Source organism: Kluyvera intermedia (genome assembly GCF_034424175.1).
GTDB lineage: Bacteria > Pseudomonadota > Gammaproteobacteria > Enterobacterales > Enterobacteriaceae > Kluyvera > Kluyvera intermedia.
The window spans coordinates 4,542,846-4,558,290 of the sequence record NZ_CP139986.1; the positions used below are offsets into that span (position 1 = coordinate 4,542,846).

The following is a 15,445-nucleotide window of genomic DNA, read 5'->3' on the forward strand; positions in this document are numbered from 1 at the left end:
GGATTAACCCTTCAGGCCCAGACGTTCGCCCTGATAGCTCCCGTCCTGTACCTGCTTCCACCAGCTTTCGTTGGCGAGGTACCACTGCACGGTTTTACGCATGCCGCTTTCAAAAGTCTCTTCCGGCACCCAGCCCAGTTCCCGGGCGATTTTCGCGGCATCAATGGCGTAGCGCAGGTCGTGTCCGGGGCGATCGGCGACAAAGGTGATCAGGTCATGATAGTGCGCAAGGCCCTGTGGCTTTTGCGGCACCAGTTCTTCTAGCAACGCGCAAATCGTCTCAACCACGTCGAGGTTTTTACGCTCGTTGTGACCGCCGATATTGTAGGTTTCGCCAATAGCCCCTTTCGTTGCCACCAGGTATAGCGCACGCGCGTGATCGTCAACGTACAGCCAGTCGCGGATCTGCTGACCATTGCCATACACCGGCAGCGGTTTGCCCGCTAGCGCGTTGAGAATGGTCAGTGGGATCAGTTTTTCCGGGAAGTGATATGGGCCGTAGTTGTTTGAGCAGTTGGTAATCAGCGTCGGCAGACCGTAGGTGCGAAGCCAAGCGCGGACCAGATGATCGCTACTGGCTTTGGAGGCAGAGTAAGGGCTGCTTGGCGCATACGGCGTCGTTTCGGTAAAGAAATCGTCTACCGAATGCAGATCGCCGTACACTTCATCGGTTGAAATATGATGGAAGCGGAATGCGGCTTTGCCGTCATCGTCAAGCGTAGACCAAAAGGCGCGAGCGGCTTCGAGCAGCGTGTAGGTGCCCACGATGTTGGTTTCGATAAATGCAGCCGGCCCGTCAATGGAACGGTCAACGTGGCTTTCAGCCGCCAGGTGCATCACCACGTCCGGGCGATAATGCGCAAAGACACGATTCAACTCGGCGCGGTCGCAGATATCCACCTGCTCAAAAGCAAAGCGCGCATCGTGCGCCACCGGGGCCAGCGAGGTCAGATTGCCCGCATAGGTGAGCTTGTCGACCACCACCACGCTGTCTGCGGTGTGGTTGATAATATGGCGAACGACCGCCGAGCCGATAAAGCCCGCGCCGCCGGTGACCAGGATCCGTTTCAACGCCAGACTCCTTTGGTGTCGACCACATACTGCTGCGTAATCGCGTCGCCGCTAATCGCTTTAAACTGCGCGTGATCCACCAGCATCACAATCACATCGGCACTCGCCAGCGCGGTTTCTACCGACACCAGTGAGCAAAGCCCATCGAGCTTTTTCGGCAATTGATGAATGTTCGGTTCTACCACCAACGTTTCGCCGCTGTGCCATTTGGCAATCAGCGCGGCAATTTCCATCGCCGGGCTTTCACGCAGGTCATCAATATTCGGCTTAAACGCCAGGCCAAAGCAGGCGATTTTCAATTCACTCGCACGTTTATCATTGGCGGCCAGACAATCGGCCACATTGGCCTTCACCTTGTCGATAACCCACAGCGGCTTATGGTCGTTCACTTCACGCGCGGTGCGGATAAGACGCGCCTGTTCCGGGTTTTGCGCCACGATAAACCATGGGTCGACGGCGATACAGTGTCCGCCAACGCCAGGGCCTGGCTGGAGAATATTGACGCGTGGGTGACGGTTCGCCAGGCGAATCAGTTCCCAGACGTTAATTTCCTGATCGGCGCAAATAAGCGACAGTTCGTTGGCAAACGCGATGTTAACGTCACGGAAGCTGTTTTCCGTCAGTTTGCACATTTCGGCGGTACGAGCGTTGGTCACCACGCATTCGCCTTCAAGGAAAATGTTGTATAGCTCGCTGGCGCGCGCCGAACAAACCGGCGTCATGCCGCCAATCACGCGGTCATTCTTAATCAGCTCAACCATAACCTGCCCAGGTAGCACGCGTTCCGGACAGTAGGCGATATTAATATCCGCCTGTTCACCCACCTGCTGCGGGAAGCTCAGGTCAGGACGCATCTCGGCAAGCCAACCGGCCATCAGCTCGGTTGCGCCTACCGGAGAGGTGGACTCGAGGATCACCAACGCCCCTTTTTTCAGCACCGGTGCAATAGAGCGCGCCGCCGCTTCCACGTAGACCATATCCGGCTCATGATCGCCTTTAAACGGCGTCGGTACGGCAATCAGGTAAGCGTCCGCCGCTTCCGGCGTGGTCGTTGCGCGCAGGTAGCCATCCGCCACCGCGGTTTTGACTACCCGGTCGAGATCGGGCTCAACAATATGAATTTCACCACGATTGATGGTATCTACCGCGTGTTGATTGATATCGACACCCACAACCTGTTTTTGCCGTGAAGCAAATGCAGCTGCAGTAGGAAGGCCGATATAGCCCAGACCGATCACCGAGAGGGTTGAGAAACTCATAGCGTTACCTGATTATTTTTTAATGCTGATAAAATACGTTCGCATGCCTGACCATCACCGTAAGGGTTATGGGCCCGGCTCATTCTTTGATATTCATCTTCATCACGCAGCAGACGCGTCACTTCGTCCACAATGCGTTGGCTATCTGTTCCAACTAAACGCACCGTACCGGCGTCAATAGCTTCCGGGCGTTCAGTGGTTTCGCGCATCACCAGCACCGGTTTGCCTAGCGACGGCGCCTCTTCCTGAATACCGCCGGAGTCGGTGAGAATCAACCACGCATGGTTCATCAACCAGACGAACGGCAGATAGTCCTGCGGGTCGATAAGGATCACGTTATCGATATGACCCAGAATACGATTCACCGGCTCGCTGACATTGGGGTTCAGGTGGACTGGATAGACAATCTGCACATCGGGATTATTCGCGGCAATGTGCGCCAGCGCGTGGCAAATCTGTTCGAAACCCTGACCAAAGCTCTCGCGGCGATGTCCGGTTACCAGGATCATCTTTTTACCGTTGTTGAGGAACGGGTAACGCGCAAGCAGCTCGCTGCTGAGTTTTTCGTCCTTCATCACCCGATCGCGCACCCAGAACAGCGCATCAATGACCGTATTACCGGTCACGTAGATATGCTTACCGGAAAGGTTTTCCCGCAGCAAATTCTGCCGTGAGTTTTCAGTAGGCGCAAAATGGTACGTTGCCAGATGCCCGGTCATCGTGCGGTTAGCCTCTTCCGGCCACGGCGAGTAGAGATCGCCGGTACGCAATCCGGCTTCCACATGGCCGACGGGAATACGCTGATAAAACGCCGCCAGACTAGCCGCTGCCGTCGTCGTGGTATCACCATGCACCAACACAACATCTGGCTTAAAGGACTCCAGAACGGGCTTTAACCCCTGCAAAATACGGCAGGTTATTTCCGTTAAACCCTGTCCTGGACTCATGATATTAAGGTCATAATCCGGAACGATGGAGAAGAGTTTGAGCACCTGATCAAGCATTTCCCTATGCTGCGCGGTCACGCAAACTTTTGCCTCGAAATGAGGATCCTTTGCTAGCGCATGGACCAGAGGCGCCATTTTTATCGCCTCTGGGCGAGTGCCAAATACAGTCAGTACTTTCACATCGATTCTCTTCTTTAGATGATACCGGCCCATCGTCCTTTATCGTGATGAGGAATTACCGTGGGCGACGACGCGCCAATGCAATCCCGGCACCCACCAATGCACCGACAATTCCCCACATGACCATCAGGAATACGCGACGCGGGCTGGTACGCGTCACCGGCTCCTCTGGTGTGCGTAAGTAACGATAGGTCTGGAAACTTGCTGCCAGCGTTGGCCCGACGTTAAGGGTCGTTAGCATAGCTTTCCCCTGATCGTAATCAAGGTCAAACGTTGGCCCCACGGCCTGAAGATTTTCCAGGCGAGCCTGTAGCATTGGACGGCCGAGTAATGAGAGTTCAGAATCCGGTAATTCATCAGCCGGAATGTCTGTCTCACTGCGGTTAATATTGTGCTGCTGGGCAATTTTCAGCGCAGCTTCAATGCTGTGCATACGGCGGTCGAAAATCGCCTTCGCCACCTCTTCCTGACGTTTCACCTGCGCTTTAACCTGGATGGTACGCGCGGCCCATGCGCCTTTCAGCTCATCATTGAGATGGCCCGCGGCACGCTGGCTGGCAAACGCTACATACTGGCGAAGCAGGTTGTTAGCATCCTGAGCGGTTTCCGCCGTGAGCTTCACGCTGTCGCTGACGTTCTTCATCACATCGCCTGGCATAAACTGGATATCGTTCACCAGGTCATCCAGCTGTGCGGCATCGGCACGTGAATTACCGACCATTCTCTGCTTGTAATAGTCCGTCTGCGACCAGAAATCGCGGCGCGTATCCCATGATGCAAGCTGCATGATGAACTCTTTGTAGACTTCATCCATCACCGAAGGCGGTGCAGCGGTGGTTGGGTTGACCTTCACATCGAGATTACGCAAAAACTGCTGCTGCGAGTAGTAGCCGTCCAGCATGTTCACGGTTGGTCGGTCGGTTATCGCCGTCGTGCTCCATTCCTGCCGGGCAAAAAAGGTATAAATCAGTACGATAGCGGCGAACAGCACCGCGAGACCGATAATCCAGTGTTTTCCCGACCACAACCCGCGAAACAGGCCACGAATATCCAGTTCATTCTCGGCACTTGATGACCGTGCTTCTGGTAATGGTTGTGTCATTACTACCCCAGTTTTACTTGGTTAATTTTGGATGGTTGTCACTGTTCCGACGCATTCTGCGCTTCACACGTTTGATAAAACGCGCCGCTTTCCAGGCCCGCTTGATGCAGTAGCCATAAAGGGCAAAGGCCATGAGAAACAGTATCAGCATGACCCACTCAGGTACAACACGGGTGTATTCCGCGGCAACGCCGATAGCTGCCAGCAATGCGGCGGCGGCGGTAATCAGTACCAGCGCCTGACGCGAGGTAAAACCGGCACGCATAATCAGATGGTGGATATGCTGTCGGTCAGCCGAGAACGGGCTCATGCCCTTGCGCAAGCGGCGATACATGATAGCCACCATGTCCATCAGCGGAATGGCGACAATCCATAATGCCGTTACCGGGCTGATAGGATGGTGCGTCCCCTGCGTGGTTTCCAGCAGGATCCAGATAACCGTAAAACCAATCAGCGTACTGCCCGCATCGCCCATAAACACTTTAAAGCGGCGGCCCAGAATTCCGAGGTTCAACATGATGTAAGGCAGAATGGCCGCAATCATTGCGAAGCACCACATGGCAAGGCTAGTCTGCCCATCAAACCAAAGGATAAGCCCAATTGCGCCAAAGCTAACGCTTGATAAGCCACCAAGGAGACCATCAATCCCATCGACCATATTGAAAGCGTTAATGACCGCCCACACGGCGAAGAGAGTAAGGAAGTACCCAAAAGGCCCCAGAACCAGCTCCCACGAGCCAAAAATATAGCCAAGGCTGCGCAACGAGAGGTTTGCGGCGGTCATCATCACGATGCCAATCAAGGCCTGAACGGTGGCGCGGAATTTCACGCTAATGTCATAGCGGTCGTCCAGAGCACCAACCGCCACCAAAACGCCAGCACAGGCGAGATAGAGGGAGGCGTGAGGGATATAATAATTTGCGGTCGCAAAAGTTAAGCAGATCCCGGCGTAAACCGAGATACCGCCCACAAGTGGGATGATTCCCTGGTGACGTTTACGATAATTAGGTCGATCCACCAAACCGATCTTTTTAGCCGCTTTGCGCGCGAAAAAAAGAAATACGGTGGTGAACAAAAAAATACCGATCAAGTCAGTACCGACGGCCAGTAAACTCACAATTTATACTCGCTGCGAATATTAATAGCGAAAGTATACCCACGATAGAGACTCATCAGAAGAGGAAGGCTGATGAATTTGGGGAAACTCGCCTGATTTATAACCAATTTTGTAAACTAGCTACCATTGTAGCTGTAAACCCCAATTGTCAGCGAAAAAAATGATTCGCCCTATCACCTAAAGTCCTAAAAACAAAAACGCCACACAAATGTGTGGCGTTTTTCGGCAAAAAAACAATTTTACGAGCGTTTCATCATGTCGAAGAAGTCGTCGTTAGTTTTGGTCATTGCCAGTTTATTGATGAGGAATTCCATCGCGTCGATTTCACCCATTGGATGGATGATTTTGCGCAGGATCCACATTTTCTGCAGCTCTTCTTGCGTGGTGAGCAGCTCTTCTTTACGGGTACCGGAACGATTGTAGTCGATAGCCGGGAAGACGCGTTTTTCAGCAATCTTACGAGAGAGGTGCAGTTCCATGTTGCCGGTACCTTTAAACTCTTCATAGATAACTTCATCCATTTTAGAGCCGGTATCGACCAGAGCCGTCGCGATGATGGTCAGGCTGCCGCCCTCTTCCACGTTACGTGCTGCACCGAAGAAACGCTTCGGACGGTGCAGGGCGTTGGCGTCCACACCACCAGTCAGTACTTTACCGGAAGCCGGTACCACGGTGTTGTAGGCACGTGCCAGACGGGTAATGGAGTCAAGCAGGATGATAACGTCTTTCTTGTGTTCAACCAGACGTTTCGCTTTCTCGATAACCATTTCCGCAACCTGAACGTGGCGGGATGCCGGTTCGTCAAAGGTAGAAGCAATGACTTCACCTTTCACCAGACGCTGCATCTCGGTCACTTCTTCCGGACGTTCGTCAATCAGCAGAACCATCAGTACGCAGTCTGGGTGGTTGTAGGCAATGCTCTGCGCGATGTTCTGCAGCAGCATGGTTTTACCGGCTTTCGGCGGTGCCACAATCAGACCACGCTGGCCGCGACCGATTGGCGAGGCCAAATCCAGTACGCGAGCGGTTAAATCTTCGGTAGAACCGTTACCACGTTCCATACGCAGACGAGAGTTTGCGTGCAGCGGGGTTAAGTTCTCGAACAGGATCTTGTTACGCGAGTTTTCCGGCTTGTCGTAGTTAACTTCGTTAACTTTCAACAGCGCAAAGTAACGCTCACCCTCTTTCGGCGGACGGATCTTACCCGAAATGGTGTCACCAGTGCGGAGGTTGAAACGGCGGATTTGGCTAGGGGAAACGTAGATATCATCGGGACCGGCGAGGTAGGAGCTGTCTCCTGAACGGAGGAAACCAAATCCATCCTGCAGGATCTCCAGCACACCGTCGCCAAAGATATCTTCGCCACTCTTTGCGTGCTGCTTCAGGATGGCAAAAATGATGTCCTGCTTGCGCATACGTGCCTGGTTTTCCAGACCCATATTTTCGCCGAGAGTAATCAGCTCAGAAACCGGCGTATTCTTTAATTCGGTAAGATTCATAATGGTGTGAGTTCTTAAACTTGGGGGAAATCTCGAACTTAATGTTGTGAATGGTATGGCAGGGTCATCCATGCCTGTTTACGGCCATCACTCATGTCTGTTCGCTGTCTGGTCACAGGAGAGTACGCAGAACTGAAACGACAAGACGGAAAGAGTGACAAACCTGGAATTTTTTTAACCTCTGACGCCATACAACACAACGGGAGGTTTAGATAAACAAGATTCAAACAAGGTATGTTTAAAACGAAGTCAAAAATAACTTAGCACGACTGAAGCCGGGCGTCCAGAGTTCTGCTTAAATTAAGAACACTGGACGCCGGCATCGAATTTCTTACGCCAGGTTAGCGTCGAGGAACTCTTTCAGTTGGCCTTTAGACAGCGCGCCAACTTTAGTTGCTGCAACTTCGCCGTTCTTGAACAGCAGCAGCGTAGGGATACCGCGGATGCCATACTTCGGCGCAGTACCTGGGTTCTGATCGATGTTCAGTTTAGCAACGGTCAGTTTGCCCTCATACTCCGCAGCGATTTCATCCAGAATCGGGGCGATCATTTTGCACGGACCACACCACTCTGCCCAGAAATCGACGAGTGTCAGCCCGTCAGCCTTGAGTACGTCCGTGTCAAAACTGTCGTCAGTCAGGTGAATAATTTTATCGCTCATATTTAACTCCACAGGAATAAGCCTGGTGTGTTGGTGTAGCATTAACCAACGAGGTGTTGATGTTGACTTCGCCAACAAAGGTTGACGTTATTTCACCGGATACGCTTTCTTAATGCAATAGTAAGCTGATATTCTACCACACTATGAGCAAAACACATTTAACAGAACAGAAGTTTTCCGACTTCGCCCTGCACCCTAAAGTGGTTGAAGCCCTTGAAACCAAAGGGTTTTATAATTGCACACCCATTCAGGCGCTGGCATTGCCGCTGACGCTTGCTGGACGTGATGTGGCTGGACAGGCGCAAACCGGTACCGGGAAAACGATGGCGTTTCTGACGTCTACGTTTCATTATCTTCTTTCTCACCCGGCAAGTTCCGACCGCCAGGTGAACCAACCGCGCGCCTTAATTATGGCGCCAACCCGTGAGCTGGCAGTCCAGATTCACGCCGACGCAGAGCCGCTGGCTCAGGCGACAGGCCTGAAATTGGGTCTGGCTTATGGCGGTGATGGCTATGACAAACAGCTGAAAGTGCTGGAGAGCGGCGTCGATATTTTGATCGGCACCACAGGCCGTCTTATTGATTATGCAAAACAGAACCACATCAACCTGGGCGCGATTCAGGTGGTGGTGCTGGACGAAGCCGATCGCATGTACGATCTGGGCTTTATTAAAGATATCCGTTGGTTGTTCCGTCGTATGCCGCCAACCAATCAGCGTCTGAACATGCTGTTCTCTGCCACACTGTCCTATCGCGTCCGCGAACTGGCGTTCGAACAAATGAACAATGCCGAGTACGTGGAAGTTGAGCCAGAGCAGAAAACCGGCCACCGTATTAAAGAAGAACTTTTCTATCCATCGAACGAAGAGAAGATGCGTCTTCTGCAAACGTTGATTGAAGAAGAGTGGCCAGACCGCGCGATTATTTTCGCCAACACCAAGCATCGTTGTGAAGATATCTGGGGTAGCCTGGCAGCTGACGGTCATCGCGTCGGTTTGCTGACCGGTGACGTGGCGCAGAAAAAACGCCTGCGTATTCTGGAAGATTTCACCAGCGGCGATATCGATATTCTGGTCGCGACAGACGTTGCTGCCCGCGGTCTGCATATTCCAGCCGTGACGCACGTCTTTAACTACGATCTGCCAGACGACTGTGAAGATTACGTTCACCGCATCGGCCGCACCGGTCGTGCAGGGGCAAACGGTCACTCAATCAGCCTTGCCTGTGAAGAGTACGCCCTGAACCTGCCAGCGATTGAAACCTATACCGGCCACTCAATTCCGGTCAGTAAGTACAATCCGGATGCGCTGTTAACCGACTTGCCAAAACCATTACGTCTGACGCGCGTTCGTCAGGGCAATGGCCCGCGTCGTTCAGGCGCACCACGCAACCGCCGTCGCTCAGGTTAAATACATTATGCCATACACAAAATCATTCAAATTTTATCAAGGCGGCAAGCAAACGAATCCCGATGAGCTTACATTAGTAAGTGATTCGGGTGAGTGCGCGCAGCCAACGCAGAGACAATTTGAAGGATGAAGTGTATGACTTCCACCTCGCTTTATGCAGCTATCGATCTCGGTTCCAATAGTTTTCATATGCTGATAGTTCGCGAGGTGGCGGGCAGTATCCAGACGCTGACGCGCATCAAGCGCAAAGTGCGTCTGGCTGGCGGACTTAACCGTGAAAATGAGCTTTCGACGGAAGCGATGGAACGTGGCTGGCAGTGCTTACGCCTGTTCGCCGAGCGTTTACAAGATATTCCCCCGACCCAAATCCGCATAGTGGCGACCGCAACGCTGCGTCTTGCCGTGAATGCTGATGTCTTTATTGCCAAAGCGCAGGAAATTCTCGGCTGTCCGGTACAGGTTATCCGTGGCGAAGAGGAAGCGCGTCTGATTTATCAGGGTGTCGCGCACACCACCGGCGGCGACGATCGCCGTTTAGTGGTGGATATTGGCGGGGCTAGCACTGAACTGGTCACCGGTACCGGTGCACAAACTACCTCGTTATTCAGCCTTTCTATGGGCTGCGTCACCTGGCTTGAACGCTACTTCACCGACCGCAACCTGGCTCAGGAACATTTCGACGAAGCCGAACGCGCCGCACGTGAAGTGCTCAAACCGGTTGCCGACGAACTGCGTCACCACGGCTGGAAAGTCTGCGTCGGTGCTTCCGGCACGGTTCAGGCATTGCAGGAAATCATGATGGCGCAGGGGATGGATGAACGCATTACCCTCGCCAAACTTCAGCAACTCAAGCAGCGCGCAATTCAATGCGGGCGCCTGGAAGAGCTGGAAATTGAAGGGCTGACGCTAGAACGCGCGCTGGTTTTCCCAAGCGGACTGGCGATTCTTATCGCTATTTTCACTGAGCTAGACATCCAGTGCATGACGCTGGCCGGCGGCGCACTGCGTGAGGGGCTGGTCTACGGCATGTTACATCTGGCCGTTGACGAAGACATTCGCAGCCGCACGCTGCGCAATATTCAGCGTCGCTTTATGGTGGATACCGAACAGGCTAACCGCGTGTCGCAATTGGCGGCGAATTTTGTCAATCAGGTGGGTAACAGGTGGGATCTTGAACCGTTAAGCCGTGAACTGTTGCTAAGCGCCTGCGCACTGCATGAAATTGGTCTCAGCGTTGATTTCAAACAAGCGCCACAGCATGCCGCCTATCTGGTACGCAATCTTGACCTGCCCGGCTTTACGCCTGCACAGAAGAAGCTGTTAGCGACGTTACTGTTAAACCAGACCAACCCTATCGATCTCTCGTCACTCCATCAGCAAAATGCGGTACCTCCGCGCGCAGCTGAGCACCTATGCCGCCTGCTACGTCTGGCGATCATCTTCGCCACTCGTCGTCGTGACGATCTGGTGCCTGAAATGCTGTTGCAGGTAAATGATGAGACTCTGACGCTCACGTTGCCACAAGGATGGCTTGCGCAACATCCATTGGGTAAAGAGACTATCGATCAGGAAAGCCAGTGGCAGAGCTATGTCCACTGGCCTCTGGAAGTGCGCTAACCCGCCATTATTGCCGGATGGCGCTACGCTTATCCGGCCTACGGTTTGGCTTTTTTAGCCGCCATCATCGCTTTCAGATTTGCCAGATGACTCTGCCCTTTCTGCATCCGTTCTTCAGCACTCACCACTTTGCGCTCCTGCTCCCAGATAACATCATCCTGCGGCAGCTCCAGCAGGAATCGGCTCGGTTCTGGTCTTATGAGTTCACCGTATTGACGGCGTTCTTTGCAAAGGGTGAAAATCAGTTCTTTCTGCGCGCGAGTAATCCCCACGTAGGCCAGACGACGTTCTTCATCAATATTATCTTCATCGATGCTGCTTTGATGCGGTAAGAATCCTTCTTCCATACCGACCATAAACACGTATGGGAACTCCAGCCCTTTCGAGGCGTGAAGCGTCATCAACTGTACCTGATCCAGGTCTTCCTCACTTTCACCACGTTCCATCATGTCACGCAGGGTGAAGCGGGTCACCACCTGGGTCAACGTCATCGGCTCTTCCAGTTCGCTACCTTCGAGCATTTCCGTCATCCAACCGAATAGCGTGTTGACGTTCTTCATGCGCATTTCGGCGGCTTTCGGGCTAGGCGAGGTTTCAAACAGCCAGGATTCGTAGTTAATGCCGTGAATCAGATCGCGCACCGCCGCAATCGGTTCACGCTCCGCCAGACGCTGAACTTCACCCAACCATTGGGTAAAACGGGTCAACGACTCATAGCCGCGCCCGGTCAGCGTTTGGTTGAGGCCCATGTCGAAGCTGGCGGTAAACAGGCTTTTATTACGGGTTGTCGCCCACTCGCCGAGCTTTTGCAGCGTCGCCGAGCCAATTTCACGTTTTGGCGTGTTGACGATACGCAAGAACGCGCTGTCATCATCTGGGTTACTCAGCACCCGCAAATACGCCAGCAGGTCTTTAATCTCCGGTCGGGAGAAGAACGAAGTGCCACCAGAAATTTTGTACGGGATGCGGTTTTGCATCAGGAATTTTTCGAACACACGCGACTGATGGTTGCCGCGATAGAGGATCGCGTAATCCTTATACTCGGTCTTATTAACGAAGTGATGGGCAATCAACTCCCCGGTAACGCGTTCCGCTTCGTGTTCTTCATTGTTGGCGCTTAATACTTTGAGTTCAGGCCCATACTGCAACTCAGAGAACAGGCGCTTTTCAAATACGTGCGGATTATTGGCAATCAGGATATTCGCGGCTTTCAGAATGCGCCCGGATGAACGGTAGTTCTGCTCAAGTTTTATCACCTGCAACGCTGGGAAATCTTTGCTCAGCAGCACCAGGTTTTGCGGACGTGCGCCGCGCCATGAGTAGATAGACTGGTCATCATCACCCACCACGGTAAAGCGCGCGCGGTTACCCACCAGCAGCTTCACCAACATATATTGGCTGGTATTGGTGTCCTGATATTCATCCACCAGCAAGTAGCGGATTTTGTTCTGCCAGCGCTCGCGCACTTCTTCATCGCGCTGCAACAACAGCGTTGGCAGCAGGATCAGATCATCGAAATCGAGTACGTTGCAGGCCTTCATGTGCGCATCGTACAGCCCGTAGCAGTGGGCAAAAATACGATCGCGCTCGCCTTTCGCACTGGCCGCCGCCTGCGAGGGGGTCATCAGATCGTTTTTCCAGTTAGAGATCGTCGAGATCAACTGCTGGAACAGGACCTTATCGTCTTCGATAATTCCTTCGGTCAGATCTTTAAGCAGTGCGGTTTGATCGGTATCGTCAAACAGGGAGAAGTTCGACTTCATCCCCAGGGCCGCGTATTCACGTTTGATAATATCCAGCCCCAGCGTGTGGAAGGTGGAGATCATCAAGCCGCGCGCCTCTTTACGCCCCAGCGTCTGCGCCACACGCTCTTTCATCTCGCGCGCGGCCTTATTGGTAAAGGTCACCGCAGCAATATGCCGTGCCTGATAGCCACAAGCGTGGATCAGGTGCGCAATTTTATTAGTGATAACGCGGGTTTTGCCGGATCCAGCGCCCGCCAGCACCAGGCAGGGTCCGGTGACGAATTCGACGGCTTGTTGTTGTCCGGGGTTCAAACGCATGACGTATTGCTCAATCTGTAAACACGGGGGTGTGGATTGTAGCAGAAAGTCCGGCTGAGATTTACCCGGCAAATGGTAAAGTGTTGGCTGCAATCTAATGATGAGAATAAGCCCATGGCAAAGAGCGCGTCAGCCCTGCATATCCTGGTAAAAGAAGAGAAACTGGCCCTTGAGATCCTAAGCAAGCTAGAACGCGGGATCAGCTTCGATCATCTGGCTAAACGTTATTCACGCTGTCCTTCTGGGCGTAACGGTGGCGATCTTGGTGAATTTAAACAGGGGATGATGGTCGGCCCGTTTGATGCCGCTGTTTTTAGCTGTCCGCTGCTAAAACCCTTTGGGCCGGTGAAAACCAAATACGGCTACCACATTATCAAGGTACTGTATCGCCGATAAGCCGTGCTAAAATCGCCAGCCTAAATCTTTCCCTCTTTAAAGGCACAATCATGGCTAAAACCGCAGCAGCACTGCATATCCTCGTAAAAGAAGAACAACTGGCACTGGATCTTCTGGAGCAAATTAAAAACGGCGGCGATTTCGAGAAATTGGCGAAGAAGCACTCTATTTGCCCGTCAGGCAAAAGAGGCGGTGACTTAGGCGAATTCCGTCAGGGTCAGATGGTTCCAGCGTTCGATAAAGTGGTGTTCTCCTGCCCGGTACTGGAGCCTACTGGCCCACTGCACACGCAGTTTGGTTACCACATCATTAAGGTGCTGTACCGTAAATAATTTACGCGGATAGAAAAACAGCATCGATATTTGCATGGTGCTTTCCCGGAGTCGGCGTTGCCTCGTCCGGGCTACCAGTAGAGTAGGCCTGATAAGCGCAGCGCCATCAGGCAATGTGCGGTTATGCCTGATGGCGCTGTGCTTATCAGGCCTACACGGTATTTCGGCATACCTTCAACGTTTGCATAATCCACGTGTCCTTCGGGCGTAAAAAAACGGCCCGGTAGCGAGGCGCTGACCGGGCCGGATGATAACGAGGTTTGATTAGCCCGCGACGGCGATACGCTTCATGTCAGTCATGTAGCCACGCAGTTTCTGGCCAACTTCTTCAATCGCGTGGCTACGGATGGCGTCGTTAACGTCACGCAGCTGCGCGTTATCAACCGCACCTTCAGCAATGGCTTTGCCCAAATCGCCCGGCTGGATTTCCGCCATGAACCCTTTCAGCAGCGGTACGCAAGCGTAAGAGAACAGGTAGTTACCGTATTCTGCGGTATCGGAAATAACCACATTCATTTCATACAGACGCTTACGGGCGATGGTGTTGGCAATCAGCGGCAGCTCGTGCAGTGATTCGTAGTAAGCGGATTCTTCGATGATGCCGGAATCCACCATGGTTTCAAACGCCAGCTCAACGCCCGCTTTCACCATCGCGATCATCAGAACGCCTTTATCAAAGTACTCCTGCTCGCCGATTTTACCGTCGAACTGAGCGGTGGTTTCGAACGCGGTTTTACCGGTCTCTTCACGCCAGGTCAGCAGTTTCTTATCGTCGTTAGCCCAGTCCGCCATCATACCGGAGGAGAATTCGCCGGAGATGATGTCGTCCATGTGTTTCTGGAACAGCGGCGCCATGATTTCTTTCAGCTGTTCAGACAGCGCGTAAGCACGCAGTTTCGCCGGGTTAGACAGACGATCCATCATCAGAGTGATGCCGCCCTGCTTCAGCGCTTCGGTGATGGTTTCCCAGCCGAACTGAATCAGTTTTTCCGCGTATGCCGGGTCAGTACCTTCTTCCACCAGCTTGTCGAAGCACAGCAGAGAACCGGCCTGCAGCATGCCGCACAGGATAGTCTGCTCGCCCATCAGGTCAGATTTTACTTCCGCGACGAAAGAGGATTCCAGCACGCCCGCACGGTGACCACCGGTTGCGGCTGCCCAGGCTTTAGCAATTGCCATGCCTTCGCCTTTCGGATCGTTTTCCGGGTGAACCGCGATAAGCGTCGGTACACCGAAACCACGTTTGTACTCTTCACGCACTTCGGTACCCGGGCACTTCGGCGCGACCATCACCACGGTGATGTCTTTACGGATCTGCTCGCCCACTTCCACAATGTTGAAACCGTGGGAATAGCCCAGCGCCGCGCCATCTTTCATCAGCGGCTGTACGGAACGTACAACGTCGGAGTGCTGTTTGTCTGGCGTCAGGTTAACCACCAGGTCGGCCTGCGGAACCAGCTCTTCGTAGGTACCGACTTTAAAGCCGTTTTCGGTCGCTTTACGCCATGAAGCGCGCTTCTCAGCAATCGCCTCTTTACGCAGTGCGTAGGAGATATCCAGACCGGAGTCACGCATGTTCAGGCCCTGGTTCAGACCCTGAGCGCCGCAGCCGACGATGACCACTTTTTTACCCTGAAGGTAGCTCGCGCCATCGGCGAATTCGTCGCGGCCCATAAAGCGACATTTACCCAGCTGTGCCAGCTGCTGGCGCAGGTTCAGTGTATTAAAGTAGTTAGCCATGATGGTGTACTCCGTGATGTTGTGTGTCTTATTGTTCGGTTCGCGTTTCAGC

Annotated in this window: 13 protein-coding genes and 1 pseudogene; 4 read left to right on the plus strand and 10 right to left on the minus strand. The window is 53.2% G+C overall.

Annotated elements, in window-relative coordinates; translation table 11 throughout:
- Window positions 1–3 precede the first annotated feature (3 nt).
- The 8 genes and pseudogenes from rffG to trxA all read right to left on the minus strand — a co-directional run bounded on the left by rffG (window position 4) and on the right by trxA (window position 7,836).
- The gene (gene rffG, locus U0026_RS21845; RefSeq protein WP_062777364.1) at window positions 4–1,071 is read right to left on the minus strand and encodes a dTDP-glucose 4,6-dehydratase; all 1,068 of its coding nucleotides are present in this window, start codon (window positions 1,069–1,071) and stop codon (window positions 4–6) included.
- Window positions 1,068–2,330, minus strand: a complete 1,263-nt coding sequence (wecC, locus tag U0026_RS21850; RefSeq protein WP_062777362.1) for a UDP-N-acetyl-D-mannosamine dehydrogenase — start codon at window positions 2,328–2,330, stop codon at window positions 1,068–1,070. Before wecC ends, rffG begins: the two co-directional genes overlap by 4 nt.
- A complete protein-coding gene (wecB, locus tag U0026_RS21855) occupies window positions 2,327–3,457 on the minus strand; it encodes a non-hydrolyzing UDP-N-acetylglucosamine 2-epimerase (protein WP_073971181.1) in 1,131 nt (376 codons plus the stop codon). The genes wecC and wecB overlap by 4 nt, the downstream gene beginning before the upstream one ends.
- Window positions 3,458–3,512: 55 nt before the next feature.
- Window positions 3,513–4,559, minus strand: coding sequence for an ECA polysaccharide chain length modulation protein (wzzE, locus tag U0026_RS21860; RefSeq protein WP_062777358.1), 1,047 nt, complete (start codon window positions 4,557–4,559; stop codon window positions 3,513–3,515).
- 13 nt (window positions 4,560–4,572) lie between these two features.
- Window positions 4,573–5,676: a UDP-N-acetylglucosamine--undecaprenyl-phosphate N-acetylglucosaminephosphotransferase gene (gene wecA, locus U0026_RS21865; RefSeq protein ID WP_062777356.1), complete on the minus strand. Its 1,104-nt coding sequence runs from the start codon at window positions 5,674–5,676 to the stop codon at window positions 4,573–4,575.
- Between the two features lie 239 nt (window positions 5,677–5,915).
- Window positions 5,916–7,175 (minus strand): transcription termination factor Rho, encoded by a 1,260-nt coding sequence (rho, locus tag U0026_RS21870; RefSeq protein ID WP_052285527.1) that lies wholly within the window; start codon window positions 7,173–7,175, stop codon window positions 5,916–5,918.
- An 89-nt stretch (window positions 7,176–7,264) separates the two neighbouring features.
- Window positions 7,265–7,366 (minus strand): annotated as a pseudogene (locus U0026_RS21875) (hypothetical protein); the annotation flags it as partial.
- 140 nt (window positions 7,367–7,506) lie between these two features.
- The gene (trxA, locus tag U0026_RS21880; RefSeq protein WP_062777354.1) at window positions 7,507–7,836 is read right to left on the minus strand and encodes a thioredoxin TrxA; all 330 of its coding nucleotides are present in this window, start codon (window positions 7,834–7,836) and stop codon (window positions 7,507–7,509) included.
- Window positions 7,837–7,979: 143 nt separating this feature from the next.
- Here trxA and rhlB point away from each other — a divergent pair, with 143 nt between their 5' ends.
- The gene (rhlB, locus tag U0026_RS21885) at window positions 7,980–9,245 is read left to right on the plus strand and encodes an ATP-dependent RNA helicase RhlB (protein ID WP_062777352.1); all 1,266 of its coding nucleotides are present in this window, start codon (window positions 7,980–7,982) and stop codon (window positions 9,243–9,245) included.
- 135 nt (window positions 9,246–9,380) lie between these two features.
- Window positions 9,381–10,862: a guanosine-5'-triphosphate,3'-diphosphate diphosphatase gene (gene gppA, locus U0026_RS21890; protein ID WP_062777350.1), complete on the plus strand. Its 1,482-nt coding sequence runs from the start codon at window positions 9,381–9,383 to the stop codon at window positions 10,860–10,862.
- Between the two features lie 38 nt (window positions 10,863–10,900).
- Here the strand turns inward: gppA and rep are convergent, their stop codons facing one another.
- Window positions 10,901–12,925: a DNA helicase Rep gene (gene rep, locus U0026_RS21895; RefSeq protein ID WP_062777348.1), complete on the minus strand. Its 2,025-nt coding sequence runs from the start codon at window positions 12,923–12,925 to the stop codon at window positions 10,901–10,903.
- A 114-nt stretch (window positions 12,926–13,039) separates the two neighbouring features.
- On the opposite strand from rep, the gene ppiC (U0026_RS21900) reads away from it, so the two are divergent.
- Together ppiC (U0026_RS21900) and ppiC (U0026_RS21905) are read left to right on the plus strand one after the other, a co-directional pair.
- Window positions 13,040–13,321 carry a peptidylprolyl isomerase PpiC gene (gene ppiC / locus U0026_RS21900; protein ID WP_062777346.1) on the plus strand — a complete coding sequence of 94 codons (282 nt, stop codon included), beginning with the start codon at window positions 13,040–13,042 and terminating at the stop codon, window positions 13,319–13,321.
- Between the two features lie 50 nt (window positions 13,322–13,371).
- The gene (gene ppiC / locus U0026_RS21905) at window positions 13,372–13,653 is read left to right on the plus strand and encodes a peptidylprolyl isomerase PpiC (RefSeq protein WP_062777345.1); all 282 of its coding nucleotides are present in this window, start codon (window positions 13,372–13,374) and stop codon (window positions 13,651–13,653) included.
- A 264-nt stretch (window positions 13,654–13,917) separates the two neighbouring features.
- On the opposite strand, the gene ilvC is transcribed toward ppiC (U0026_RS21905), so the two are convergent.
- The gene (ilvC, locus tag U0026_RS21910) at window positions 13,918–15,393 is read right to left on the minus strand and encodes a ketol-acid reductoisomerase (RefSeq protein WP_062777343.1); all 1,476 of its coding nucleotides are present in this window, start codon (window positions 15,391–15,393) and stop codon (window positions 13,918–13,920) included.
- Window positions 15,394–15,445 lie beyond the last annotated feature (52 nt).

Coding starts and splice junctions, on each gene's coding strand:
- ppiC (WP_062777345.1), top strand. CDS start 13,372: ATGGCTAAAACCGCAGCAGCACTGCATATCCTCGTAAAAGAAGAACAA.
- rho (WP_052285527.1), bottom strand. CDS start 7,175: ATGAATCTTACCGAATTAAAGAATACGCCGGTTTCTGAGCTGATTACT.
- rep (WP_062777348.1), bottom strand. CDS start 12,925: ATGCGTTTGAACCCCGGACAACAACAAGCCGTCGAATTCGTCACCGGA.
- ppiC (WP_062777346.1), top strand. CDS start 13,040: ATGGCAAAGAGCGCGTCAGCCCTGCATATCCTGGTAAAAGAAGAGAAA.
- wzzE (WP_062777358.1), bottom strand. CDS start 4,559: ATGACACAACCATTACCAGAAGCACGGTCATCAAGTGCCGAGAATGAA.
- ilvC (WP_062777343.1), bottom strand. CDS start 15,393: ATGGCTAACTACTTTAATACACTGAACCTGCGCCAGCAGCTGGCACAG.
- rhlB (WP_062777352.1), top strand. CDS start 7,980: ATGAGCAAAACACATTTAACAGAACAGAAGTTTTCCGACTTCGCCCTG.
- gppA (WP_062777350.1), top strand. CDS start 9,381: ATGACTTCCACCTCGCTTTATGCAGCTATCGATCTCGGTTCCAATAGT.
- trxA (WP_062777354.1), bottom strand. CDS start 7,836: ATGAGCGATAAAATTATTCACCTGACTGACGACAGTTTTGACACGGAC.
- wecC (WP_062777362.1), bottom strand. CDS start 2,330: ATGAGTTTCTCAACCCTCTCGGTGATCGGTCTGGGCTATATCGGCCTT.